Annotated in this window: 23 protein-coding genes; 16 read left to right on the top strand and 7 right to left on the bottom strand. The window is 61.2% G+C overall.

The features are described from left to right. Positions 1–11 precede the first annotated feature (11 nt). Complete coding sequence (cytX, locus tag EXW71_RS26345; protein ID WP_256657093.1) at positions 12–1,289, top strand: putative hydroxymethylpyrimidine transporter CytX; 1,278 nt, start codon at positions 12–14, stop codon at positions 1,287–1,289. Here the strand turns inward: cytX and EXW71_RS26350 are convergent. Next, complete coding sequence (locus tag EXW71_RS26350; protein WP_134661017.1) at positions 1,258–2,004, bottom strand: RsiV family protein; 747 nt, start codon at positions 2,002–2,004, stop codon at positions 1,258–1,260. The two genes, cytX and EXW71_RS26350, sit on opposite strands and share 32 nt — an antisense overlap. A gap of 193 nt (positions 2,005–2,197) precedes the next feature. Here EXW71_RS26350 and EXW71_RS26355 point away from each other — a divergent pair, with 193 nt between their 5' ends. From EXW71_RS26355 to EXW71_RS26390, 8 genes are all read left to right on the top strand, one after another. Further along, on the top strand, positions 2,198–2,815 hold the full coding sequence (locus EXW71_RS26355; protein ID WP_134661016.1) for an NUDIX domain-containing protein: 618 nt from the start codon (positions 2,198–2,200) through the stop codon (positions 2,813–2,815). Continuing rightward, positions 2,806–3,255 (top strand): DUF1249 domain-containing protein, encoded by a 450-nt coding sequence (locus tag EXW71_RS26360; RefSeq protein WP_017138485.1) that lies wholly within the window; start codon positions 2,806–2,808, stop codon positions 3,253–3,255. Before EXW71_RS26355 ends, EXW71_RS26360 begins: the two co-directional genes overlap by 10 nt. 99 nt (positions 3,256–3,354) lie before the next feature. Beyond that, positions 3,355–4,170, top strand: a complete 816-nt coding sequence (gene cpdA / locus EXW71_RS26365; protein ID WP_134661015.1) for a 3',5'-cyclic-AMP phosphodiesterase — start codon at positions 3,355–3,357, stop codon at positions 4,168–4,170. Between the two features lie 137 nt (positions 4,171–4,307). Continuing rightward, positions 4,308–4,916 carry a YqiA/YcfP family alpha/beta fold hydrolase gene (locus EXW71_RS26370; RefSeq protein ID WP_134661014.1) on the top strand — a complete coding sequence of 203 codons (609 nt, stop codon included), beginning with the start codon at positions 4,308–4,310 and terminating at the stop codon, positions 4,914–4,916. 44 nt (positions 4,917–4,960) lie between these two features. Continuing rightward, positions 4,961–6,865 carry a DNA topoisomerase IV subunit B gene (gene parE, locus EXW71_RS26375; RefSeq protein ID WP_123716133.1) on the top strand — a complete coding sequence of 635 codons (1,905 nt, stop codon included), beginning with the start codon at positions 4,961–4,963 and terminating at the stop codon, positions 6,863–6,865. Then, a complete protein-coding gene (locus tag EXW71_RS26380; RefSeq protein ID WP_134661013.1) occupies positions 6,865–7,860 on the top strand; it encodes an esterase-like activity of phytase family protein in 996 nt (331 codons plus the stop codon). The genes parE and EXW71_RS26380 overlap by 1 nt, the downstream gene beginning before the upstream one ends. Before the next feature lie 73 nt (positions 7,861–7,933). Next, positions 7,934–10,198, top strand: coding sequence for a DNA topoisomerase IV subunit A (gene parC / locus EXW71_RS26385; RefSeq protein WP_123716131.1), 2,265 nt, complete (start codon positions 7,934–7,936; stop codon positions 10,196–10,198). 174 nt (positions 10,199–10,372) lie between these two features. Continuing rightward, positions 10,373–11,083, top strand: coding sequence for a membrane integrity-associated transporter subunit PqiC (locus EXW71_RS26390; RefSeq protein ID WP_123716130.1), 711 nt, complete (start codon positions 10,373–10,375; stop codon positions 11,081–11,083). A 71-nt stretch (positions 11,084–11,154) separates the two neighbouring features. On the opposite strand, the gene EXW71_RS26395 is transcribed toward EXW71_RS26390, so the two are convergent. Beyond that, positions 11,155–12,678: a HAMP domain-containing protein gene (locus EXW71_RS26395; protein ID WP_134661012.1), complete on the bottom strand. Its 1,524-nt coding sequence runs from the start codon at positions 12,676–12,678 to the stop codon at positions 11,155–11,157. 133 nt (positions 12,679–12,811) lie between these two features. On the opposite strand from EXW71_RS26395, the gene serB reads away from it, so the two are divergent. After that, complete coding sequence (gene serB, locus EXW71_RS26400; protein ID WP_123716128.1) at positions 12,812–14,026, top strand: phosphoserine phosphatase SerB; 1,215 nt, start codon at positions 12,812–12,814, stop codon at positions 14,024–14,026. A gap of 79 nt (positions 14,027–14,105) precedes the next feature. Here the strand turns inward: serB and asd are convergent, their stop codons facing one another. From asd to EXW71_RS26415, 3 genes are read right to left on the bottom strand one after another with little or no spacing between them, the layout of a single operon-like run. Further along, the gene (gene asd, locus EXW71_RS26405) at positions 14,106–14,966 is read right to left on the bottom strand and encodes an archaetidylserine decarboxylase (RefSeq protein ID WP_134661011.1); all 861 of its coding nucleotides are present in this window, start codon (positions 14,964–14,966) and stop codon (positions 14,106–14,108) included. Between the two features lie 16 nt (positions 14,967–14,982). Continuing rightward, on the bottom strand, positions 14,983–15,798 hold the full coding sequence (rhdA, locus tag EXW71_RS26410; RefSeq protein WP_134661010.1) for a thiosulfate sulfurtransferase: 816 nt from the start codon (positions 15,796–15,798) through the stop codon (positions 14,983–14,985). A 57-nt stretch (positions 15,799–15,855) separates the two neighbouring features. Then, on the bottom strand, positions 15,856–17,391 hold the full coding sequence (locus tag EXW71_RS26415) for an HDOD domain-containing protein (RefSeq protein WP_134661009.1): 1,536 nt from the start codon (positions 17,389–17,391) through the stop codon (positions 15,856–15,858). A 167-nt stretch (positions 17,392–17,558) separates the two neighbouring features. On the opposite strand from EXW71_RS26415, the gene motA reads away from it, so the two are divergent. Both motA and motB read left to right on the top strand, forming a co-directional pair. Beyond that, positions 17,559–18,410 (top strand): flagellar motor stator protein MotA, encoded by an 852-nt coding sequence (motA, locus tag EXW71_RS26420; protein WP_134661008.1) that lies wholly within the window; start codon positions 17,559–17,561, stop codon positions 18,408–18,410. Between the two features lie 3 nt (positions 18,411–18,413). After that, positions 18,414–19,436, top strand: coding sequence for a flagellar motor protein MotB (gene motB, locus EXW71_RS26425; RefSeq protein ID WP_123716123.1), 1,023 nt, complete (start codon positions 18,414–18,416; stop codon positions 19,434–19,436). Positions 19,437–19,485: 49 nt separating this feature from the next. On the opposite strand, the gene rsgA is transcribed toward motB, so the two are convergent. After that, positions 19,486–20,517 carry a small ribosomal subunit biogenesis GTPase RsgA gene (gene rsgA / locus EXW71_RS26430; protein WP_123716122.1) on the bottom strand — a complete coding sequence of 344 codons (1,032 nt, stop codon included), beginning with the start codon at positions 20,515–20,517 and terminating at the stop codon, positions 19,486–19,488. Between the two features lie 108 nt (positions 20,518–20,625). On the opposite strand from rsgA, the gene orn reads away from it, so the two are divergent. Next, complete coding sequence (orn, locus tag EXW71_RS26435; RefSeq protein WP_123716121.1) at positions 20,626–21,168, top strand: oligoribonuclease; 543 nt, start codon at positions 20,626–20,628, stop codon at positions 21,166–21,168. A 105-nt stretch (positions 21,169–21,273) separates the two neighbouring features. Beyond that, positions 21,274–21,891, top strand: coding sequence for a trimeric intracellular cation channel family protein (locus tag EXW71_RS26440; protein ID WP_177421612.1), 618 nt, complete (start codon positions 21,274–21,276; stop codon positions 21,889–21,891). On the opposite strand, the gene queG is transcribed toward EXW71_RS26440, so the two are convergent. Beyond that, positions 21,888–22,952, bottom strand: a complete 1,065-nt coding sequence (gene queG, locus EXW71_RS26445; protein ID WP_134661006.1) for a tRNA epoxyqueuosine(34) reductase QueG — start codon at positions 22,950–22,952, stop codon at positions 21,888–21,890. The two genes, EXW71_RS26440 and queG, sit on opposite strands and share 4 nt — an antisense overlap. 63 nt (positions 22,953–23,015) lie before the next feature. Between queG and EXW71_RS26450 the strand changes: the two genes are divergently transcribed. Both EXW71_RS26450 and tsaE read left to right on the top strand, forming a co-directional pair. After that, positions 23,016–23,876: an NAD(P)H-hydrate dehydratase gene (locus EXW71_RS26450; RefSeq protein WP_134661005.1), complete on the top strand. Its 861-nt coding sequence runs from the start codon at positions 23,016–23,018 to the stop codon at positions 23,874–23,876. Then, positions 23,864–24,334: a tRNA (adenosine(37)-N6)-threonylcarbamoyltransferase complex ATPase subunit type 1 TsaE gene (tsaE, locus tag EXW71_RS26455; protein WP_123716119.1), complete on the top strand. Its 471-nt coding sequence runs from the start codon at positions 23,864–23,866 to the stop codon at positions 24,332–24,334. The genes EXW71_RS26450 and tsaE overlap by 13 nt, the downstream gene beginning before the upstream one ends.

A 24,334-nucleotide genomic window follows, 5' to 3' on the forward strand; every position in this document is an offset into this window, starting at 1 on the left:
AGATCTCTGACTTGAACACCTATTCTCCCGATATCGCGGTCCCCGCCGATAGGCGCGTGTTCGGCGCCCGCGATCTGTTTTCCCTGTGGTTCTCCCTCGGCATCGGCCTGATGGTCCTGCAGACCGGCGCGTTGCTTGCGCCGGGCCTGGGCTTGTCCGGTTCGTTGCTGGCCATCTTCCTCGGCACCCTGGTGGGCGTGTTGTTGCTGGCTGCTGTCGGCGTGATCGGCAGCGACACCGGCCTGTCCGCCATGGCTGCCCTCAAACTCAGCCTCGGCACCCAAGGCGCGAGCCTGCCGGCGTTACTGAACCTGCTGCAACTGGTGGGCTGGGGGGCGTTTGAGATTATCGTCATGCGCGATGCCGCCAGCTTGCTGGGCACGCGGGCGTTCAGCGAAAGCAGCCTGTTGGCGAGCCCTTTGCTATGGACGTTGTTTTTCGGTGGTTTGGCGACATTGCTTGCCGTCAGCGGCCCGCTGACGTTCGTACGGCAAATTTTGCGCAAGTGGGGCATCTGGCTGCTGCTCGCCGCTTGCCTGTGGCTGACCTGGAACCTGTTCGCCAAGGCCGACCTCGCTGCGCTCTGGTCCCAGGCCGGTGACGGTACGATGCCCTTCGCGGTGGGCTTCGATATCGCCATCGCCATGCCGCTATCATGGTTGCCGCTGATTGCCGACTACTCGCGTTTCGGCAAGCGCGCAAAAGGCGTGTTCGGCGGCACCGCGCTCGGCTTCTTTATCGGTAATTTCTGGCTGATGAGCCTGGGCGTGGCCTACACCCTGGCGTTTGCGCCCAGTGGTGAAGTGAATGCGCTGTTGCTCGCGCTGGCCGGTGCAGGCCTGGGGATTCCGCTGTTGCTGATCCTGCTGGACGAGTCGGAAAACGCCTTCGCCGATATTCACTCGGCGGCGGTGTCCAGCGGGATTCTATTGCGTTGGAAGGTCGAGCACCTGGCCTTGGCCATCGGGGTGATCTGCACCCTGATCGCCTGCCTTGCACCGTTGGCGCAATACCAGAACTTCCTGCTGCTGATCGGCTCGGTGTTTGCGCCGTTGTTCGGCGTGGTGCTGGTGGACCACTTCATCCTGCGTCGCCGAGGCCGTGGCACCGTCACTCACCTGCACTGGCCGGCGCTGGTGGCCTGGTTGGGCGGCATCGGCGCGTATCACCTGTTGGCCAACCTGTATCCGAATGTCGGTGCGACCCTGCCGGCGCTGGTGCTGGCAGGGGTACTGCACTTCATCCTGGGCCGGGCCTTCAGTGGCGGGCGGGCACCAGCTCAGGCTTGATTACGCCGGTGAGACGGGCGTAGGGGATGGTCATTTCGATCAGCCCCAACGCGTACGGGCCGATGGTGGCCACGTTGTACTTGAGCACCACACCGTTGCTGGTCAAAGCCACGTTTGGGGTTTTCTGGAACGGCCAGTTCTTCACGAACTCGGGGTCACGGTCCATCTGCGAGTTGATCAGCCAACTGTTGTGGGCGACTTTCGCGGTGTTCCAGAACGCCTGTTCCTGGCCTGGCAGCAACATGTCGGTCAGGCTCAGTTCCTTGTGCAGCAGGCGCGAATAGTTGATGAAGCCACGGCCAGGCTCACCGTGGGCCGCGCCGGTGTCCAGATAACTGGATACTTCGATGATCACCAGTCCGTCATGCTGCTCACGTACCTTGGCTTGCAAGTACATGCTGTTGCGGTCGGCGGATTCGCGCAGGAACTTATCCCGGTAGGCGTTCAACGTCGGCGGCACGCTCGCACCCGGCGTGGTGCGGGTCATTTGCAGCAGGCGCTGCTCCACCAGGTTGTCGAGCTGCGGTTCGGTGGGGAAATGCACGGTATCGATGTTGACCAGCGGGCAATCCGGGCTGTTACAGCCGGGCTTGATCTGTTCCGAGGTATCCGGCCGGGTGTCCAGCGGTTTGAGATAGCTGGGTTGAAACAGACTCTGGCAGGCGCCCAGAGTCAAGGCAATGCAAGCCACGGAGGCGATTTTTAAAAGCGACATGTGCGTCCTTCGTAAATCGATGGAAAGCGAAAAGAGTAGCGCTTGGACTGCCCACGAGGCAGTCAGTTCGCCACTAGACTGATGAGAGTGAGTTTGACGTCCGCCGTCTATCCCGGCAACTGGAAAGGGGCTGCATCCAGGGGCATGAGCGCGTTAGGATGGCGCCAATTGTACGGGGATAGCAGGAGTGAATATGACGGACATTGCGAAGTCGACGCCGAGCAAGATCGAAATTGTTCAGCACGACAATGCCTACCAGGGCTTCTACAAGCTTGATCGCGTGCAGCTGCGCCATGAGAAGTTCGACGGCGGCATGAGCCGAGTGATCAATCGCGAAGTCTTCGTTCGGCATGACGCGGTGTGTGTGCTGCCTTACGACCCGCAGCGTGACGAAGTGGTGTTGATCGAGCAGTTTCGCGTAGGCGCCATGGGCCGTACCGATAACCCCTGGCTGGTGGAAATGGTCGCCGGGCTGATTGACAAGGACGAGCAACCGGAGGAGGTTGCACACCGCGAAGCCGAGGAGGAAGCTGGGCTTACGTTCTCTGCGCTGTGGCCGATCACGAAGTATTTTCCTTCGCCCGGCGGCAGTACCGAATTCGTCCACCTTTACCTGGGGCGTTGCGACAGCGCAGGGGCCGGTGGCGTCCATGGACTGGAAGAAGAGGCCGAAGATATCCGCGTCACCCGCTGGGTGTTCGAAGATGCCTTGCAAGCGGTGCGCGACGGTAAGATTTCCAATGCAGCCAGCATCATCGCCCTGCAATGGCTTGCGCTTAATCGCGCGGAAGTGAGGGGGTTATGGCAGTAAAGGCACGTGAACGATATCGAGTTGACCTGATCGGGCTTCAAGCCGCGTGCGAGGCCAACTATGCGCGGCTGATGCGTCTGCTTCCCGACATGCGTCATGCGCCCGAAGCACGCCGCATTGCCGTGACCCATGGCGACCAGATGCTCGGCGTGTTGACCCTTGAAGTCATCGTCAACTGCCCCTACACCACCACCCTGCGCGTGCGTCAGGAGCACAGCCTGCCGTGGCTGCCGGTGCCGCAGTTGGAAGTGCAGGTGTATCACGATGCACGGATGGCCGAAGTGATCAGCGCCGAGCATGCGCGGCGCTTTCGCAGCATCTATCCTTACCCGAATGTGTTCATGCACCAGCCCGATGAGAAAGCACAGCTCAATGTGTTCCTCGGTGAGTGGTTGAGCCATTGCCTGGCCCTGGGCCACGAGTTTGAAGTCGTGCGGTAGATGTGAACTGCGTCTGCTTCCCCAGGTTTCCTCTTTGCGTCCTGCCCAGCATAATCGCGCCAATCGTCCATTTTCCTGTGACTGCCTTGGGAGAGCGCCTTGCCGAGCGTATCCACTGTGAACCCTGACGCACCGGCGTTGCTGGTGCAGCTGTCCGACAGCCATCTGTTTGCCGAGGCAAATGGCACGTTGCTGGGCATGAACACCCGCGAAAGCCTTCAGCGGGTGATCGAGTTGGTGCGCGCGCAGCAGCCGCAGATCGATTTGATGCTGGCGACAGGGGACTTGTCCCAGGACGGCACGCTTGAGTCGTATCAGCAGTTTCGTGACATGACCCGGCAGGTCGACGCCCCGGCGCGCTGGATTCCCGGCAACCACGACGAACCGCAAGTCATGGCCCTCGCCGCCATGCACAGCGATTTACTGGAGCCGGTGTTCGACATCGGCAACTGGCGGGTCACCCTGCTGGACTCCGCCGTACCCGGCTCGGTGCCCGGTTACCTGCAAGACCGGCAGTTGCAAGTGCTTGCCCAGGCCCTGAGCGAAGCGCCGAGCCGGCACCATCTGGTGTGCTTTCACCATCACCCTGTGCCCATCGGTTGCGCGTGGATGGAGCCGATCGGCCTGCGCAATCCGGAAGCGCTGTTTGCCGTGCTCGACCGTTTCCCGCAGGTCAGGGCTGTGCTCTGGGGGCATGTGCATCAAGAGATCGATCACGAACGCAATGGCGTGCGCCTGCTGGCCTCGCCGTCCACCTGCATCCAGTTCGCCCCGGGCAGTGAAGAGTTCCAGGTCAGCGAGCAGGCGCCGGGCTATCGCTGGCTGCGCCTGCATGCCGACGGACGGTTGGAAACGGGCGTAGAGCGCATTAAGGGGTTCACCTTTACCGTCGATTACGGCAGCAACGGCTACTAAAACCGATAAACGCCGATCAAAATGTGGGAGCAAGCCCGCTCCCACACAGGTTCTGCCGAGCCTGGATGATAGGGACTCACACACCACGCCGATCCCTGTAAACTGCGCCTCTTTGGCTGAAGCACGGAGAGCCCGGCATGTCCGCTTCGATCTTGTATATCCACGGTTTCAACAGTGCGCCTGCGTCCAACAAGGCCAGTCAGTTGATCGCCGTGATGGATAGCCTTGGCTTGGCCGACCAATTGCGTGTGCCGGCTCTGCATCACCACCCGCGTCAGGCGATTCCTCAATTGGAGGCGGCCATTGCGCAGTTGGGGCGGCCACTGCTGGTCGGCAGCTCACTCGGCGGCTACTATGCAACCCATCTTGCCGAGCGCCATGGCCTCAAGGCGCTGCTGGTCAACCCGGCGGTCAGCCCTCATCGGATGTTCGACGGTTACCTGGGCACCCAGAAGAACCTCTATACCGGTGAGACCTGGGAATTGACCCACGATCACGTCACGGCGCTGGCCGAGCTGGAAGTGCCGGCTCCCCTGGATGCCGGGCGTTACCAAGTGTGGTTGCAGACCGGGGATGAAACCCTGGATTATCGCCTCGCCCAACAGTATTACCGGGCCTGCGCCTTGCGCATCCAGGCCGGTGGCGACCATGGTTACCAAGGGTTCGCCCAGCAATTGCCGGCGATGCTGAGCTTTGCCGGCATCGGTGCGGATCAGTATCAATCCTTCGACTTTGCAGCACTGTAAAGTCGCAGGTCACTTTTTAATCGAACGACTCACGACGAGACCCCATGGCCACTCCCAGCGCTAGCTCTTATAACGCCGACGCCATCGAAGTCCTCTCGGGCCTCGACCCGGTGCGCAAACGCCCCGGCATGTACACCGACACCAGTCGGCCGAACCACCTTGCCCAGGAAGTCATCGACAACAGCGTCGACGAAGCCTTGGCCGGGCACGCCAAATCGGTGCATGTCATTCTTCACGCTGACCATTCCCTGGAAGTGTCCGACGATGGTCGTGGCATGCCGGTGGACATCCACCCGGAAGAGGGAGTGCCGGGCGTCGAGCTGATCCTCACCAAGCTCCATGCGGGCGGCAAGTTCTCCAACAAGAACTACCAGTTCTCCGGCGGTTTGCACGGTGTGGGTATTTCCGTGGTCAACGCCCTGTCCACGCTGGTGCGGGTCAAGGTCAAGCGCGACGGCAACGAGTACCAGATGACGTTCGCCGATGGCTACAAGGCCACCGACCTGGAAGTGATCGGTACCGTTGGCAAGCGCAACACCGGCACCAGCGTGTACTTCGCGCCGGACCCGAAATACTTCGATTCACCGAAATTCTCCATCAGCCGCCTCAAGCACGTGCTCAAGGCCAAGGCAGTATTGTGCCCGGGCCTGCTGGTCACCTTTGAAGACAAAGGCACCGGCGAGAAGGTTGAGTGGCACTACGAAGACGGCCTGCGCTCCTACCTGGAAGACTCCGTCAGCGACTTCGAACGCCTGCCCAACGAGCCGTTCTGCGGCAGCCTGGCGGGTAATAAAGAAGCCGTCGACTGGGCGCTGCTGTGGTTGCCCGAAGGCGGCGACAGCGTGCAGGAAAGCTACGTCAACCTGATCCCCACCGCCCAGGGCGGCACCCACGTCAATGGTTTGCGCCAAGGTCTGCTGGATGCCATGCGCGAATTCTGCGAATACCGCAGCCTGTTGCCGCGCGGCGTGAAGCTGGCACCGGAAGACGTCTGGGAACGTATCGCGTTCGTGCTGTCGATGAAGATGCAGGAACCGCAATTCTCCGGCCAGACCAAAGAGCGCCTGTCGTCCCGTGAAGCGGCGGCATTTGTCTCCGGTGTGGTCAAGGATGCCTTCAGCCTTTGGCTCAACGAGCACCCGGAGCTGGGCCTGGCACTGGCCGAACTGGCGATCAGCAACGCCGGCCGTCGCTTGAAGGCCAGCAAGAAAGTCGAGCGCAAGCGCATCACCCAGGGCCCGGCGCTGCCCGGCAAACTGGCTGATTGCGCGGGGCAGGACCCGATGCGTTCCGAGCTGTTCCTGGTGGAAGGTGATTCCGCCGGTGGGTCCGCCAAGCAAGCGCGGGATAAGGAATTCCAGGCGATCCTGCCGTTGCGCGGCAAGATCCTCAACACCTGGGAAGTCGACGGCAGCGAAGTCCTTGCCAGCCAGGAGGTGCACAACATCGCCGTGGCCATAGGTGTCGACCCGGGCGCAGAGGACATGAGCCAACTGCGTTACGGCAAAATCTGCATCCTCGCCGACGCCGACTCCGACGGCCTTCACATCGCCACCTTGCTGTGCGCGCTGTTCGTCCAGCACTTCCGTCCATTGGTGGAGGCCGGCCACGTCTATGTCGCCATGCCGCCGCTGTACCGTATCGACCAGGGCAAGGAGATCTTCTACGCCTTGGACGACGCCGAGCGCGATGGCATTCTCGATCGTCTGGTGGCCGAGAAGAAGCGTGGCAAGCCGCAAGTCACACGATTCAAGGGCCTGGGTGAAATGAACCCGCCGCAACTGCGTGAAACCACCATGGATCCGAACACTCGGCGTCTGGTCCAGTTGACCCTGGACGACTTCGTCGCCACCGCTGAAGTGATGGACATGCTGCTGGCCAAAAAACGCGCCGGCGACCGCAAAATCTGGCTGGAATCCAAAGGCAACCTGGCTGAGGTCCTGGGCTGATGCGCACAGGTTTCGCCCTGGCGATCCTGATGTTGAGCGGGTTGGCGACCACCGTAGTGATCGCCGCGCCCGTGGCTGAGTTGAAGCTGGTATCCGAGCATCCGGTGGACGGTATGCGCGGCGGTAACCTGTCGGGCCTGGCCATGTGCGGCAAGGAACTGTGGACGGTTTCGGACCGTGACGACGACCAGATCTATCGCCTGGATATCAGTGCGCCGACCTGGCAGGCCGAAACGGTAAAGATTGACGTGCCGCCAGTGCCTGAGTCCGGCTTGCCCTGGGGGTTGCGTTCGCGCACCAAGGCCGCGTCCTTCATACGCGGTGGCGACCTGGATTTTGAAGGCATCACCTGCGACGCCGCGGGCAATCGTTACATTGTCAGCGAAGCCCATGCGGCGGTGCTGCAGGTAACGGTAGCCGGGGCGGCCGAGTGGCTGAAAATTGCCCCGGGCATGGTGCGTGAAGCCCGCGCCAGTGGCATGTTGCTGCACTTCAATGCCTTGTTTGAGGGCCTGACGGTGAATCCCGAAGGCAATCAGATCTGGCTGGCTGCCGAACGCGAGCGACGTGGCCTGATCTCCATCAAGCGCGGACAAAGCGTATGGGATTGCGACGGCCCTTGCGTGTTGTTGAGCGAAGCGGGCCAGGAAGTGCAGCCGGCGCAGTTTGAACATGCCAAGGCGGTGTCCAAGGACTTTGCCGATCTGGCGCTGTACAACGGCAAGCTGTTTACCCTGGAGCGCAATGCGTTCCAGATTTGCCGGCGCGATACGCTCACCGCCAAGGTTGAACTGTGCTGGTCGTTTGCCGACGAGGCCCTGACGCCCGACCGACGTTATCCCCAGTCCTATGGCCTGGCCGAAGCACTGGTGGTGGACGCCGACGGAGCCTGGGTGGGTATCGACAACAATTTCGGTCCACGTGCCGATGGTGAAAAGCGCCCGATGGTCTATCGTTTCGCCGCCCCGGCCGGTGGCTGGAGCGCCCAGCCATGAATCACACCTTTTTTGAATTGACTCAGCGCAGCGGCAGTTCCGCTGCGCCTTACCCGACATTGATGAGGCCCGCATGAGTGACATCCTCGCAGACAGCTTAGATGGCGTAGAACGCCGGTCGCTGGCTGAATTCACCGAAAATGCCTACCTCAACTACTCCATGTACGTGATCATGGACCGTGCTTTGCCGCATATCGGCGACGGCCTGAAGCCCGTGCAACGGCGCATCATCTACGCCATGAGTGAGCTGGGCCTGGACGCTGACTCCAAGCACAAGAAATCCGCGCGTACCGTCGGTGACGTGCTCGGTAAGTTCCACCCCCACGGTGACTCGGCCTGCTACGAAGCCATGGTGCTGATGGCGCAGCCGTTCAGCTACCGCTACACGTTGGTGGACGGCCAGGGCAACTGGGGTGCACCGGATGATCCGAAGTCTTTTGCCGCCATGCGTTACACCGAGGCGCGCCTGTCGCGTTACTCGGAAGTATTGCTCAGCGAATTGGGCCAGGGCACGGCGGACTGGGGGCCGAACTTTGACGGCACCCTCGACGAACCCTTGGTGTTGCCGGCACGTTTGCCGAATATTCTGCTCAATGGCACCACCGGCATCGCGGTTGGCATGGCCACCGACGTGCCGCCGCATAACCTGCGCGAAGTCGCGACGGCTTGCGTACGTTTGCTGGATGAACCAAAAGCGACGGTCGAGCAGCTCTGCGAGCATATCCAGGGCCCGGACTATCCCACTGAAGCGGAAATCATCACGCCGCGCGCCGACCTGCTGAAGATGTATGAAACCGGTAAGGGCTCGGTGCGCATGCGCGCTGTGTACCACATCGAAGATGGGGACATCATCGTCACCGCGCTGCCGCACCAGGTGTCTGGCGCCAAGGTGCTGGAACAGATCGCCGCGCTGATGCAGGCCAAGCCGTCAAAACTGCCGCAAGTCGCCGACCTGCGTGACGAGTCCGACCACGAAAACCCATGCCGCATCGTGATCATCCCGACCAATAGTCGGGTCGACCACGAAGTGCTGATGCAGCATCTTTTCGCCAGTACCGATCTGGAATCCAGCTACCGCGTCAACGTCAACATCATCGGTCTGGACGGCAAGCCGCAGTTGAAGAACCTGCGCAACCTGCTGGTGGAGTGGCTGGAGTTCCGCGTGCAGACCGTGCGCCGCCGCTTGCAATTCCGCCTCGACAAGGTCGAACGCCGCCTGCACCTGTTGGACGGTTTGCTGATTGCCTACCTCAACCTGGACGAAGTGATCCATATCATCCGGACCGCCGAGCACCCGAAAGCCGAGCTGATCGCGCGTTTCGAGCTGAGCGAGATCCAGGCGGACTACATCCTCGATACCCGCTTGCGTCAGTTGGCGCGGCTGGAAGAAATGAAGCTGCGTGATGAGCAGGACGCATTGCTCAAGGAGCAAGCCAAGCTGCAAGCCCTGCTGGGCAGTGAAGCCAAGCTCAAGAAGCTGGTACGCAGCGAGCTGATCAAAGATGCGGAAACCTATGGTGATGAGCGTCGTTCGCCAATCGTCGAGCGTGCGGAAGCCAAGGCGCTGACGGAAACCGAGCTGCTGCCGAACGAGAAAATTACCGTCGTTCTGTCGGAAAAGGGTTGGGTTCGTTCCGCCAAAGGGCATGATATTGACGCCACCGGGCTTTCCTACAAAGCCGGTGATGGGTTCAAGACCGCCGCGCCTGGGCGATCCAACCAGTTTGCGGTGTTCATTGACTCCACCGGGCGTAGCTATTCGGTGGCGGCCCATACTTTGCCTTCAGCGCGGGGGCAGGGCGAGCCGCTGACGGGTCGCCTCACGCCGCCGCCAGGTGCGAATTTTGAGTGTGTGTTACTGCCGGACGATGACTCGCTGTACGTGATCGCCTCCGACGCCGGTTATGGTTTCGTGGTCAAGGGTGAAGACCTGCAGGCCAAGAACAAGGCGGGCAAGGCACTGCTGAGCTTGCCGAATAACGCCAAGGTGATATTGCCGCGCCCGGTGGATGATCGTGAGAGCAACTGGCTGGCCTCGGTGACCACCGAAGGCCGTCTGCTGGTGTTCAAGATCAGCGACCTGCCGCAGTTGGGCAAGGGCAAGGGGAACAAGATTATCGGGATTCCCGGGGAGCGGGTGGCCAGTCGCGAAGAGTACGTGACCGATATCGCCGTGATCCCGGAAGGCGCAACCTTGGTGCTTCAAGCCGGTAAGCGCACATTGTCGCTGCGCCCTGACGACCTTGAACACTACAAGGGCGAGCGCGGTCGACGCGGTAACAAGCTGCCGCGAGGGTTCCAGCGAGTGGACGCTTTGTTGGTGGAAGCGCCGGTTTAAGGCGTACTAAGGCCCTCGATCTACGATTTAACGCGTAGATCGACGCTTTGGCGCTGGAGTCATGGCGCATATTCACGGATGATATGGCCTTTCCAGCGCCGGCGTGGCCGAGCGTGTTTAGGTTATTTTTTAGTATTACGTTGTGGTTCGCCTTGTGGCAGCCACCTGGATGGGATGATGACTGCTCCACGCCTTCCTCTATTTTTGATGCTCGCTGGCCTTTTGGGGTTGGCGGGTTGCAGCACACACCAGCCGGTGTCGCTGTACCAGCTGGACAGCGGAAGTCCGGCTCAGCCTGCCCAAGCCGCAGGCATGGCTGTATTACTGGGTCCGGTTATCGTTGCCGATTACCTGCAACGCGAAACACTGCTGCAACGTCAGAACGATGGCAGCCTGCGAGGTTCAACCGACGGGCGTTGGGCGGGCAGTCTGTCGTCTGATATCAATCAGTTGATGCTGCGCCAGGTGGCCGGTCAATTGGACAGCCAGCGCGTAGTGCTGGCCCCTGCGCCAACCGGTTTCACGCCGGATGTCCAGGTTTTGCTGACGATTACCCGACTCGACTCGGGTGCTTCGCAGCCGGCGATCCTGGATGCACAGTGGCGCTTGATCGACCGCCGTGGCCAGGTACGCGATAACCGCATCGTGCATCTGCAGGAAGAGCACGTCGGCACCACCGCGTCCCAGGTCCAGGCCCAGGGCGTGTTGTTGCAGCATTTGGCGCAACAGTTGTCGATGGCGATCAAACCGCTGGCCAATCAACCGGCGGTCGCCGAGGTGCCGCGCAAAACCGCCCCGGTACGCGCCAAGCCTACAGCGCCGGAGAAGCCGAAGATGCCGATGGCCACGCCAATTCGCACGGACATGGAAGTGTTCAGGTTCTGATCCGAATCGCAGCCAAACAAAAGGCCCGCTGAATAAGCGGGCCTTTTTTGTGGTGAGCGGGCTTGCCCACCTCAGGGCTTGGTACGGGTCTCATGCATCCGTGCCAGCTGCCGTTCCAGCATCGACGGGTACGGCTCCATCAGCCGTTCCACGCAGCTTGCGCCTTCGGGGCTGGCGATTGGCCGGATACGTGCGCGCTGGCGGATCAAAGTGTCTTCGCTGATCTTGCGCTCCACCAGCAGCAAATTGCGGCTGTGTTGGGACAGGGCCAGTGCATCCTGGGCTATTTCGGTCAGCAGCAAGTCGATCTGGCTCATGCCGAATAGGTCGTCGCCAACGGTCAGGCCCAGTTGCAGTTGCAAGGTAATGCCGCTATCGGCCACTTCGATCTGCAGAGCATGGCCCAGGGCGCGCAGCAGTTCGCCGCAGCAGATGGCGTTGGTCAGGTAGTCTTCGCCGCTGTCTTCGCTGTGGAACAGCATCAGCGTGCTGCCATCGTTCAGGGTGTGCAATTCGCTTTGATACAGCGAGGCCGCCTGGTCGAGGCAGTCACGGTAGCGTTCGAGCAGTTCCGTCAGGCGGGCGCGGGGCAAGCGACGCAGTTGGTCCTGGGCACCCAGCTGCACGGCCAATACCGCACTGTGCTGGGGCTCGGTGTTCTTCACTGGAACCGGCTTGAGTGCCGCGGCTGGCGCCGCGGCCGACGTGTCGCGCAAGTCGGCGAACGGGTCTTCGTCGTCCAGTTCGTCTTCTTCGGCCTTGACCACGTGGCGGGGCGATGCCTTCAGTCCGGCTGCCGGGGCGCTGTCGTCAAAGCCTGGGTCACGCAGGTCGCGTACTTCGAACTCGGGCTCATCGGCGTCGTCGTATTCGGGCTCGGGTGCAGGCTCGCGTACCACCGGCTCCGGGGCGAAGCTGGCGTGGAGCTGGCGGGCGAGGTCGCCGATTTCGTCCTGGCGGTCGGTGGCCGGGGTGTGTTCGTCGATATCCCGCAGCCAGATGCGCAGTTGCATCAGCGGCGTGGAGATATGCCGGCCCAGGCGCAAGCTCAGGGCCAGGGCCAGCGCCAGCAGGATCGCGCTGAGAATGCCCATGCTTTGCAGGCTGATGGTCATCGGCTGCTGGAATTGCTGCATGTCCAGGCTGATACGCAACTGGCCGGCCTTCACATCCTGGAACGTGATGTTGCTCTGATACAGGCCCTCGGCCTCGCCCAGCAGGCCATTCTTCGGACGCTGCCCGGCTTCGGCCATGATCCGGTTATCCACGCTGTAGATAGCGGCGTGAGCCACCAGCGGATTCTTGGTCAGGTTGTTGAGCAGCACGTTCAGGCTGAGGATGTCGTTGGACACCAGCAACTCAGTCGCCGACGTGGCGGTCTGGGTCGTCAGGCTCGCGCCCAGGGCATCGGCTTGTTCATGCATGGCCTGCTTGAACTGCAAACCCATCACACAGGCGTAGATCACCAAGGCCAGGGCGACCAGGATCACGTTATGGCTGGCGATGCGTAATGCGATCGGTACACGGCGGTGGCGCAGTGCCCGGAAGATCAGCAGGAAGAAGTTATCGGTTTTTACTGGCGTGGGCCGGTTCACTTGCGCTCGGCTCTTGGTCCGTGAAGTTGACGCGCAGTATAGCGATAGCCCTAGGGCCGGCAAAGCGCTGGCTGTGCCCGATGGTCACTGAAAGTGGGTAGAATGCGGTTTTTTTCCAGCCTGGGGGTGCGCTTTGCGCGAAATTGTCCTGATAAACATCACCGGTGAAGACCGCCCGGGTCTCACCGCAGCCATTACCGGTGTGCTGGCCCAGGGTGGTGTGAACATTCTCGACATCGGCCAGGCGGTGATCCACGACACCTTGTCCTTCGGCATCCTCGTCGAAATCCCGAGCACCGAACAGGCGTCTTCGGTACTCAAAGACATCCTGTTCACGGCGTATAAGCTGGATCAACAGGTGCGATTCACTCCGGTGTCCGAAGAGGATTACCAGCATTGGGTGGACGGTCAGGGTAAAAAGCGCCACATCGTGACGCTGCTGACCCGCAAGGTGACTGCCGAACAATTGCAGCGCGTCAGTTCGATCACCGCCCACTATGGTTTGAATATCGACCATATCGACCGTCTGTCGGGTCGCATGCCATTGGACACGCCAGCTGACAAAGGCAAGGGCTGCATTGAGTTCTCTGTGCGCGGCGAGCCGGCTGATCCGCAGGCATTGCGCGCCGAATTCCTGAGCGTGGCCCAGGAGTTGAACGTCGATATCGCCTTCCAGGAAGATTCGCTGTTCCGCCGCAATCGTCGTCTGGCAGTGTTCGACATGGATTCCACGCTGATCGAGGCTGAGGTGATCGACGAGCTGGCCAAGGCTGCCGGTGTGGGCGAGCAGGTCTCCGAGATTACCGAGCGCGCCATGGCCGGCGAGCTGGATTTCCGTGCCAGCTTCAAGGAGCGCCTGGCGCTGCTCAAGGGGTTGGATGTGAGCGTACTGGACTCGATCGGTGCGTCGCTGCGCCTGACCGAAGGCGCTGAAACCCTGTTCGCTGAACTCAAGCGCCTGGGTTACAAAACCGCGATCCTGTCTGGCGGCTTCACCTACTTTGCCAAGCAATTGCAGGCCAAGCTGGGTATCGACTACGTGTTCGCCAATGAACTGGAAGTGGTGGATGGCAAAGTGACCGGCGTGGCGGTGGAGCCGATTGTTGATGCACAGCGCAAGGCCGACCTGCTGAAAGAACTGGCCCACAAGGAAGGTTTGCGTCTGGAGCAGACCATCGCGGTCGGGGACGGCGCGAATGACTTGCCGATGCTGGCAATTGCCGGGTTGGGTGTGGCGTTCCGCGCCAAGCCGCTGGTCAAGCAGTCGGCCAAGCAGGCGATTTCAACCCTCGGGTTGGATGGCGTGTTGTATCTGCTGGGTTTTCGCGACCGTGACGGTCAGTTGTAAGTCGAGATCGCTGTAGCTATGCAGTAAAAATGTGGGACGGGAAAGCCCGCTCCCACATTTGATTACCGTCAGCTTCGGATCAGGCGTTCGGCAGGGCGATGCCTTGGCCCATCTGCACCGGGGTGCCGGCTGTCAGTGCTTCTGCCCACTTCACCTGACCTGGCCCGAACAGCACGATGGCGGTCGAACCCAGTTTGAAGCGACCCAGTTCTGCGCCTTTCTCCAGATGAATCGGTGCCCGCGCCGCTTCGTCGTAGCGGAAGGTCTTAAGCTCACGCTTGGGCGGCGTCACCAAGCCTGCCCACACGGTTTCAATCGACGCCACGATCATTGCACCTACCAACACAACAGCCATCGGGCCGCGTTCGGTGTCGAACAGGCAGACAACGCGCTCGTTACGTGCAAACAGCTCCGGCACGTTTTCAGCGGTGGTCTGGTTCACCGAGAAAATCCGCCCCGGCACATAAACCATCTCACGCAGCGTACCGGCCAAAGGCATGTGCACGCGGTGGTAGTCTTTCGGCGACAGGTAAATGGTGGCGAAATCACCGCCCATGAACGGCGCCGCCAATGCCGCGTCGCCACCCAGCAACTCCAGCACGCTGAAGCTATGGCCTTTAGCCTGGAATACCCGGCCGTGTTCGATCGGGCCCAACTGGCTGACGGCACCATCGGCAGGGCTCAGCACTGCGCCTGGTGTTTGATCCAGCGGGCGTGCGCCGTCTTTCAGTGCGCGGGTGAAGAAGGCGTTGAAGTGCTCATAGGCGGTCAGGTCTTCAACCAGGGCCTGTGACATGTCCACCTGATAACGTTTGGCGAACCAACTTGTGAAGGCGTTCTTGAACCAGCGCACGCGGCACTCGGCAACGCAGCCGGCCAGGCGCGACAGCAAGTGGTGCGGCAACAGGTACTGGCTGAGGATAAACAACTGCTTTTTCATTTACTGTCCTTAAACCTTAAATCTCAACGGGGGTGTCGGGGTGGTTGCCCCATTCGCCCCAGGAACCGGCATAACCTTTGACTCGCGGATAACCGAGCGCCTTGGCCACCAGGTAGGTGAAGCCAGAGCGGTGATGAGTCTGGCAGTGGGTGATGATTTCTTTGTCGCGGGTCAGCCCGAGGTCTTCGAGGATCTGTGGCATGTCACGGCGGATGCGCAGGTTGCGTGCCTTGTCCATGCCGGCGGTCCATTCGAAGTTCACCGCGCCGGGGATGTGACCACCCTTGGCCGCGAGGACTTTCTCGCCGGAGTACTCCAACGGGCCGCGTGCGTCCCAGATGCCCAGGTCGGCCGCGCCGAGACGGCTTTGCAGGTATTCGCGGGTGGCGGTAGGGCCGTCGTGCAAGGTCAGGCTGACCGGGCCGCCGACGGGGGCGGGCACCTCGGTGGACAGCGGGTGCTCGCCTTCCAGCCAGGCGAGCAGGCCGCCGTCCAAATAGTGGTATTTCTGATGGCCGATCACGTCGAGCATCCAGATAAAACGCCCGGCCCAGCCACCGCCTTCGTCGTCATAGACCACGTAGGTCGCGTCCGGGGTGTGGCCCAGCTCGCCGAACAGCTTTTCCAGGTCGGCCTTGCTCGGCAGCAGGCCCGGCGCTGGAGGCTGGCCCAGTTGGGTGCGCTTGGGGTCAACGAAATGCGCGCCGGGGATATGCCCTTCGGCGTAGCGGGCTGCGCTGGTGAGGTCCACCAGAATCAGGTGTTCGGCATCAAGGCGACCTTGCAGGTCGCTGGGTTCGATCACCAGCGGCAAGCCAGAGAAGTCAGGCATGTGAGGTCTCCTGGGCACAAATGTTGGCGATAAAGGACCGCGATTGTAGCGCAAGCATCAAGCGCTGCGGTTGGTAAAGCTGTGCAGCGCTTTCTCGATGCATTGAGCGGTTTTGCCGAAGGCCTGCACCGTGGTTTCAGAGAGTGGCCCGCCGCCCTGGTCAGCGATCATCAGCATGACCACTCGGCCATTGCAGCTCAGGGAGCGCAGCAATAGATGCTCGCCGGTAAACAAGCGACGCAGCACCGGCGGCAGCAGCGCGCAGAACTGTTCATGGTTATCGGGTGTGATGCGCACCTGCGCGGATTTTTCCAGAAGGCGCTGCAACAGCGTGCTGTTGACCACGTCCAGGCTCAGATTCGCGGCGTCCTTCGGCAAACCATCGGCTTGATGCACGCGCAATGTGCTCAAGGCCCGATCGGCCATGAACAACAGCACCCTTTGCATGCCGCTGGCCACCAGGGCTTCCCGCGCGCAAGTGGTCAGGTGCATGGCGTTGGCGAAGCGGCTTGGTTCAACCAGCAACTCGGTACACCGATTGCGCCACACGGCCAAGGACTCGGCAGTGGGCGGCGGCGCGGGCAGCAGGCCGCGATGGATCTTCTGCACATGCCACGGCCAGATCAGCGACAACGCTGGGTGCCAGAGGTCAGGCATCAGGGTGTGGCGGGCGCTGGTCACGGCCTGCTGGTGAACCTGTTGCTGCACTTCACCGAGGGGTTCTTGCAGGTAGAGGGCAGTCAGGTATTGCCAGCGCTCGGTGTGCGGGCAAGTCCAGGATTCCTGGGCCGACATTGCCAGGCCGTTAGCCAGTAATACCGTGTTGGCCGGCTGGTTCAGCCAGCGGCGCAGGTTGGGTTCGGCATCGAGCAACTGCTGGTGGCGCAGTGCGTCGTCTTCGCGGGCGATATGCAGCGCCTTGACCAGCAAGCGCTGTTCGCTCAGCAGCAGGTGGTAGCCTTGGGATACCCAGATAGGCAAGTGCCAGGCTTCGGTCAAGCCAAGGCACAAATCCAGCAGGCGTATGCCGAACAAATCCTGTTCGACCTGACGTGCCGGCTGACCTTTGTGGATCACCCGTAACTCCCATTCTTCCAGGAGTTTGGGGTAGGCAATGGCCATCGGCCAGAGCGGCGACAAAAACAGCAGGCTACCCCAGTGAATGTCTTGCCACAGCCGCGCCAGGCGGCTGCCGAAGAGGCCGTTGGCTTGCTGCGAAGCGTGCTGGCTTATCAGCAGCAGTTGCCGAAAGGCCGCGGGGATTTCATTGGCCGGCACTGAGGGCAGGCGTACCAGCAGTTCTTCGGCGCGTTTGAGGCCGAGGCGGTTGAGCGCCACTTCGAGGTTTTCCGCAGGTGCCGCCATGCTGCCGTGGGTGTGGCTATTGGCTTCGCGCATTACGCCGAGTACCAGCGCCGGGCTGTTTTGCATCAGCTCGGCAATATCTCGTAATGAGCTGCGGCTGTCGCGAATGGCTTTGCACACACGTTCGTGGCTGGCTTGCGGGACGGGCAGCAGGACGTCATCCAGGCGCTTGATCCAAGCCGCGAGGGTGGTCGGTTTTGCAGTTGGGACTGTCGTTTCATTAGCCATGGTTGGGGCGCGATCATCACTTGCATTCAACACGCCCGGAGTGGGCTGAATTGGCTTTTCGCCTTAACGGGCTATAGTCTGGCGCAGTTTTGCCGATAAGTAGAACAAGAGTTTTTCAGCTGCACCTACTATGTCCATGAACCCGACGGCGCAAGTACCAATCTCCTATGGCTAAAATTATCGGCATCATCGTCGTCCTCGCAAGCGTGCTCGGTGGGTACGTCCTGTCCCACGGTAAGATTGCCGCACTGATCCAGCCTTTCGAAGTGCTGATTATCGGCGGCGCCGCATTTGGCGCTTTCCTGCAGGCCAACCCCGGCTACATGACCATGCATGTGATCAAGAAGTCGCTGGGTATGTTCAGCTCGCGCTTCTCCCACACCTTCTATCTGGAAGTGTTGGGGTTGGTCTACGAGATCCTCAACAAGAGCCGCCGTGAAGGCATGATGGCCATCGAAGGCGACATCGAAGACGCCGCCGCCAGCCCGATTTTCGCCAAGTACCCGGCGGTGCTCAAAGATGAGCGCATGACGGCTTACATCTGTGATTACCTGCGCATCATGTCCTCCGGCAACATGGCCCCCCATGAGCTGGAAGGCCTGTTCGACATGGAACTGTTCAGCCTCAAGGAAGAACTGGAACATCCTTCCCACGCCGTCAGCGGCGTCTCTGACGGCATGCCCGGTTTCGGTATCGTTGCGGCGGTACTGGGTATTGTGGTGACCATGGCGTCCCTGGGCGAAGGCGACCAGAAGGCCATCGGTATGCATGTGGGTGCGGCGCTGGTGGGGACCTTTTTCGGTATTCTCGCGGCCTACGGTTTCTTCGGCCCGCTGGCGACCTCCCTGGCCCACGACGCCAAGGAAGAGATCAACCTCTACGAAGCGATCAAGGCGTGCCTGGTAGCTTCGGCCTCCGGTATGCCGCCGTCGCTGGCGGTAGAGTTCGGGCGCAAGGTGTTGTACCCGAAACATCGCCCAAGTTTTGCCGAGCTGGAACAAGCGGTTCGCGGTCGCTAAGCCATGGAAAACAACCAGCCGATAATCATCAAGCGCGTCAAGCGCTTCGCTGCGGGGCACCATGGCGGCGCCTGGAAAATCGCCTTCGCCGACTTTGCGACGGCGATGATGGCGTTCTTCCTCGTGCTGTGGCTGATGTCTACCGCCACGCCGGAACAGAAGATCGCCATTGCCGGTTACTTCAAAGACCCCATTGGCTTCTCGGAAAGCGGTACACCTTTCGTCATCGACCTTGGTGGCTCACCGCAGTTGGCGCCTGAGCGCACCATCAACCCGGAGGTCAAGACCGAGGCGCCGCAGGAAAAAATCCCTGTCGAGCGCGACACTGTCGAGGCCATGGCTGAGCAAGTCGAGCAGGAACGCCTGGAACTGCTGTTGAAGGAATTGCAGACCAAGGTTGAAGAAAACCCGCAACTGCTGAAGTTCAAGGATCAGATCTCCTTCGAAATCACGCCTGAGGGCCTGCGCATCCAGATCACCGACGCCGCTAACCGGCCGATGTTCGACTCCGGCAGCGCGCGCCTGAAACCGTACTTCGAAGATATCCTGCTGGCCATGGCCGACACCATCAAGGCGGTGCCGAACAAGATCAGCATCAGCGGTCACACCGACGCCAAGCCGTATGCGGGCCAGGGCGACTTCGGCAACTGGGAACTCTCGGCGAACCGCGCCAACGCCGCCCGCCGTGCGTTGGTGGCAGGCAGCTACCCGGACCCGCAAGTGGCCCGTGTGGTGGGTTTTGCTTCCTCGCAATTGTTTGATCCTGCGGACCCGTTCAACCCGGTCAACCGCCGGATCGATATCGTGGTGCTGACCAAAAAGGCCCAGCGCGCGATCGAGGGTGATCACAGTGGGGCACCTGCGCAACCGCACCAAAGCGAAGGCGCGCCAGGAGAAGCGCCAGCTGATCCGAACGCCATTCCTCCAGGGCAGGAGCCGTTGCCGGCCCATGAACTGCGACAGAAGCTGAACCTGTTTGATGATGGTGGGGTGAAGGATCCTACGGCGCCTGCCCCCAAGCCGTAATCCCCATGCAAAAAGGCCGCGATTATCGCGGCCTTTTCGTTGGTGCAGGTTAGTAACTGCTCTCCGGCAGACTCGCAATGATCGAGCGATAGCTGTTCATCCGCTGCTGCTGCACGCGGCCATCTTCCAGCGCCTTGAGCAGCGCACAGCCCGGTTCACGATCGTGTTTGCAGTCGCGGAAGCGGCAGGTGCCGATCAGGTCATTGAACTCGATGAAACCCGCTTCCACATCGCTGCGGCTGACGTGGCCGAGGCCGAACTCACGGATGCCCGGGGAGTCGATCAGCTCGCCGCCACCTGGGAAGTGGAACAGCCGCGCGGTAGTGGTGGTGTGGGTGCCCTGGCCGGACAGCTCCGACAGTGGGCCCACGCGGGTCTCGACTTCCGGCAGCAGGCTGTTGACCAGCGATGACTTGCCCACGCCCGACTGGCCGACGAACACGCTGATGCGCCCGTCCAACTGCCGTTGCAGCTGTTCCATGCCATCGCCGTGATGCGCCGAAACTTCCAGCACCGGGTAACCCAGGGTGCGGTAGACCGCCAGCAATGCGTTGAGCGCCGGAGCGTTCTGTTCGTCGATCAGGTCGAATTTGTTCAGCAGCAGCAACGGGCGGATGCCGGCATGTTCGGCCGCCACCAGATAGCGGTCGATCAGGTTGGCATGGGGCTCGGGCAACGGCGCGAACACAATCACGATCATGTCGACGTTGGCGGCCACCGGCTTGAGCTGGCCACGGCTGTCGGGGCGGCGCAGTTCGGTGGTGCGCGGCAGTTGAGCGACGATTACGCCGATGCCCTGGTTGCCGGCACGCCACACCACTTTGTCGCCGGTGACCAGCGCAGGCAGGTTGGCGCGCAGATGGCAACGGAACACCGAACCTGCGAGTTCGCCTTCCAGCGCCTCGACTTCGACCTGTACGCCGAAGTGCGCGATCACCAGGCCCGTTTGTTCGGGGCCCAGGTCGCCGCCCTCAAGTGCTTCCACTGCGGAGGATTCACGTTTGGCGGCGCGCGCGGCGCGCTCACCCTGAATCTTTTCGATGCGCCAGTTTTGGCGGCGATTGAGCTGGCGTTTGGCCATTGGTGTTCCGTGTCGATAATGCAAAGGATAGGTGAAACGGTCGCGAGTCTAGCATGCCCCCGCCTGCTAAACTGCGCAGCCACGCCAAGGTGCCAAGAGAATCAAGCCATGCAAAACCCACAGAACCTGATTTGGATCGATCTGGAAATGACCGGTCTGAATCCCGACACCGACGTCATCATCGAGATGGCGACCATTGTCACCGACAGTAACCTCAATACCTTGGCCGAAGGTCCGGTGATTGCCATTCATCACAGCGATGCAGTATTGGCCACCATGGATGAGTGGAACACCCGCACCCACGGCAACTCCGGCCTGACCCAGCGCGTGCGTGACAGCCGCGTCAGCATGGCCGAAGCCGAGGCCCAGACCATCGCTTTCCTGGAAAAATGGGTACCCAAGGGCAAGTCGCCGATCTGCGGCAACAGCATCTGCCAGGACCGTCGCTTCCTTTATACGCACATGAAGGCGCTGGAAAGCTACTTCCACTACCGCAACCTGGATGTGTCCACTTTGAAAGAGCTGGCCGCGCGCTGGGCGCCGGAAGTCAAAGACAGCTTCCATAAAGGCAGCACGCACCTGGCGCTGGATGATATTCGCGAGTCGATTGCCGAGTTGCAGCATTACCGCAAGCATTTCATCAAGGCCTGAAGGTGCAGCTTGCTCGCGAAGGATGCGGCTCGCTCTTTCGCCAAGCGCCCCCTTTTGGTGCCATCAGCAAATGATTAGACTGCCGACCTCTTTGCAAGGATCGCCATCATGCTGCTGATGCTGTACCTCATCGCCATCACTGCCGAAGCCATGACCGGCGCGCTGTCCGCCGGTCGGCGTGGCATGGATTGGTTTGGCGTAGTGCTGATCGCCTGCGTCACCGCCTTGGGCGGTGGTTCGGTGCGCGATGTGTTGCTCGGGCATTACCCGCTGACATGGGTCAAGCACCCGGAATACCTGGTGCTGACCTCCGTTGCCGCTCTGGTGACGATCTTTATCGCGCCGCTGATGCGCCACCTGCGTTCGCTGTTCCTGGCGCTGGACGCCGTGGGGCTGGTGGCGTTCACCTTGATCGGCTGCATGACCGCTCTGGAAATGGGCCACGGCATGCTGGTGGCGGCGGTCAGTGGCGTGATCACGGGTGTGTTCGGCGGCATCCTGCGGGATATCTTCTGCAACGATATTCCGCTGATCTTCCGCCGTGAGCTGTATGCCAGCGTGTCGTTCCTCGCAGCGTGGTTCTACATGCTGTGCCTGTATCTGGAATTACCGAGCGAGCAGGCGATTTTGCTGACGCTGTTCAGCGGCTTTCTATTGCGGCTGCTGGCGATCCGTTTCCACTGGGAAATGCCCAAGTTCGTCTACAACGACGATGTGCACTAGCGCCTGGCGTGCTGGTCGAGTGCCCACTCGACGTGTTCGCGCACCAGCTCCGATGGATAGTCCCGGCGTGCCTTCAATGCTTCGAGCACCGGGATGCTCGACGGTGCATTGCCCAGGCCCACCGCCAGGTTGCGCAGCCAGCGCTCATAACCGGCGCGGCGTAGGGGTGAGCCTTCGGTGCTGCTGAGGAATTTATCCTCGTCCCACATGAACAGCTCGGCCAGTTCGGCGTTATCCAGGTTGTGACGCGGCTTGAAATCACCCTCGGCGGTAGGGCGGGCGAAACGATTCCACGGGCAAACGATCTGACAGTCATCGCAGCCGAATACGCGATTACCGATCAACGGGCGCAGGTCTTCAGGGATCGCCGTCTTGAGTTCGATGGTCAGGTAGGAAATGCAACGCCGTGCGTCCAGCACATAGGGGCCGACGAAGGCATTGGTAGGGCAGATGTCCAGGCACGCGGTGCAGCGGCCACAGTGTTCGGTGCTATGGGGTTCGTCCACCGGCAGCGGCAAGTCAACAAACAGTTCGCTCAGGAAGAAATAGCTGCCGGCCTTGCGATTGAGTACCAGCGTGTTTTTGCCGATCCAGCCCAGCCCGGCTTGTTCGGCAATGGCTTTTTCCAGTACCGGCGCGCTGTCCACGAAGGCGCGGAAGCCAAATGGGCCGATGTGTGCCTGAATGCGGTCGGCCAGTTGCTGCACGCGCTTGCGGATCAGCTTGTGGTAGTCGCGACCCAGGGCATAACGCGAGATATAGGCTTTTTCCGGCTGGGCCAGCAATTGCGCCATTTGGGTGTCGCCGGGCAGGTAGTCCATGCGCAGCGAAACCACGCGCAAAGTGCCCGGCACCAGTTCATCCGGGTGGGAGCGCTTGCTGCCATGGGCGCCCATGTACTCCATCTCGCCGTGATAGCCCGCGTCGAGCCAGCGTTGCAGGTGCTGTTCATGCTCGGCCAGGTCCAGACCGCTGATGCCGACTTGTTGAAAGCCCAGTTCGCGGCCCCAGTCTTTGATCGATTGGGCGAGGGCGGGGAGATCGGAAGTAATAGCAGGCATGAGACACGGGAAACCACGGGTTAGATGCGTATAATTCTGCCAGACATCGGAGCTTGAAGACGCATGCCGCAGACAAAACACGAAATAACCGACGTTCAGCGCTTGTTGTTCGGCCATTTGCCGCAACTGGCTGCGCGTTCTCCGCAGGCCCATAAAGGCCAGTTCGGCCACCTGCTGGTCATCGGCGGTGACCATGGCTTCGGTGGTGCAGCGCTGCTGAGCGCCGAAAGTGCCTTGCGCAGCGGTGCAGGCATGGTGTCCCTGGCGACGCGGGCTGCGCATGTGCCGGCAGCGCTGGCACGCTTGCCGGAGGTCATGACTGTCGGTGTCAGTTCGGCTAACCAGTTGATGGGGCTGCTGGAGAAAATCTCGGTAATTGTCATTGGCCCTGGCCTGGGTGATGCGTCCTGGGGCAAAAGCCTGTTGTCGGCCGCCGCCAACGCCAAGCAGCCGCAAGTCTGGGATGCGGACGCGTTGAATCAACTGGCGAAGGGGGCTGTCAACTTGCCAGCCGGCTCGGTCATCACCCCGCACCCTGGTGAGGCGGCGCGCTTGATGGGGCTCACGACAGCCGAGGTTCAGGCCGATCGACTTAAGGTAGCGCGCGATTTAAGCCGGAAATTCAATGCAGTCGCTATTCTCAAGGGTGCTGGCAGTTTGATTGCCAGCCCGGACGGCCGGGTTTCCCGTTGTGACCAGGGCCATCCGGCGATGGCTACGGCCGGGCTGGGGGATGTACTGGCCGGCTTGGTCGGTGCCTTGCTGGCTCAAGGCATGCCGGCCTACGAGGCGAGCTGCCTGGCCGTGTGGCTACACGCCTCGGCGGGAGAGCGCCAAGGCACCTTTGGTCGCGGGCTGGCTGCCAGTGACCTGATACCTGCCATTCGTCAATTGCTGGAGGAGCAATCGCCGTGTCTGAAGTAACCCTTTTTCTGGCCGATGAAGACGCAATGGTCGCGTTCGGTCTTCGCATAGCCCAGGTAACGGCGGGCGCCGGGCTGATCTTTCTCGAGGGGGACCTGGGCGCGGGCAAAACCACGCTCTCGCGCGGCATTATCCGTGGGTTGGGCCACACGGGAGCGGTAAAAAGCCCGACGTTCACTCTGGTCGAGCCCTACGAAATTGGCCAAGTGCGGGCCTTCCATTTCGACCTTTATCGCCTGGTTGACCCTGAAGAGCTGGAGTACATGGGGATTCGGGATTATTTCGACGAAGACGCGTTATGCCTGATCGAGTGGCCAGATAAAGGCACAGGCTTTTTGCCAAAGGCGGACCTGACCATTACCATTACGCCGCATGAATCAGGACGTCAGCTGAAGTTGTTGCCCCAGAGCGTTCGTGGCCAGTCCTGGTGCGGCGCTTTGGCATTGGAATTCAAATAA

This window comes from Pseudomonas sp. BCA17 (assembly GCF_004519405.1).
Taxonomy (GTDB): Bacteria; Pseudomonadota; Gammaproteobacteria; order Pseudomonadales; family Pseudomonadaceae; genus Aquipseudomonas.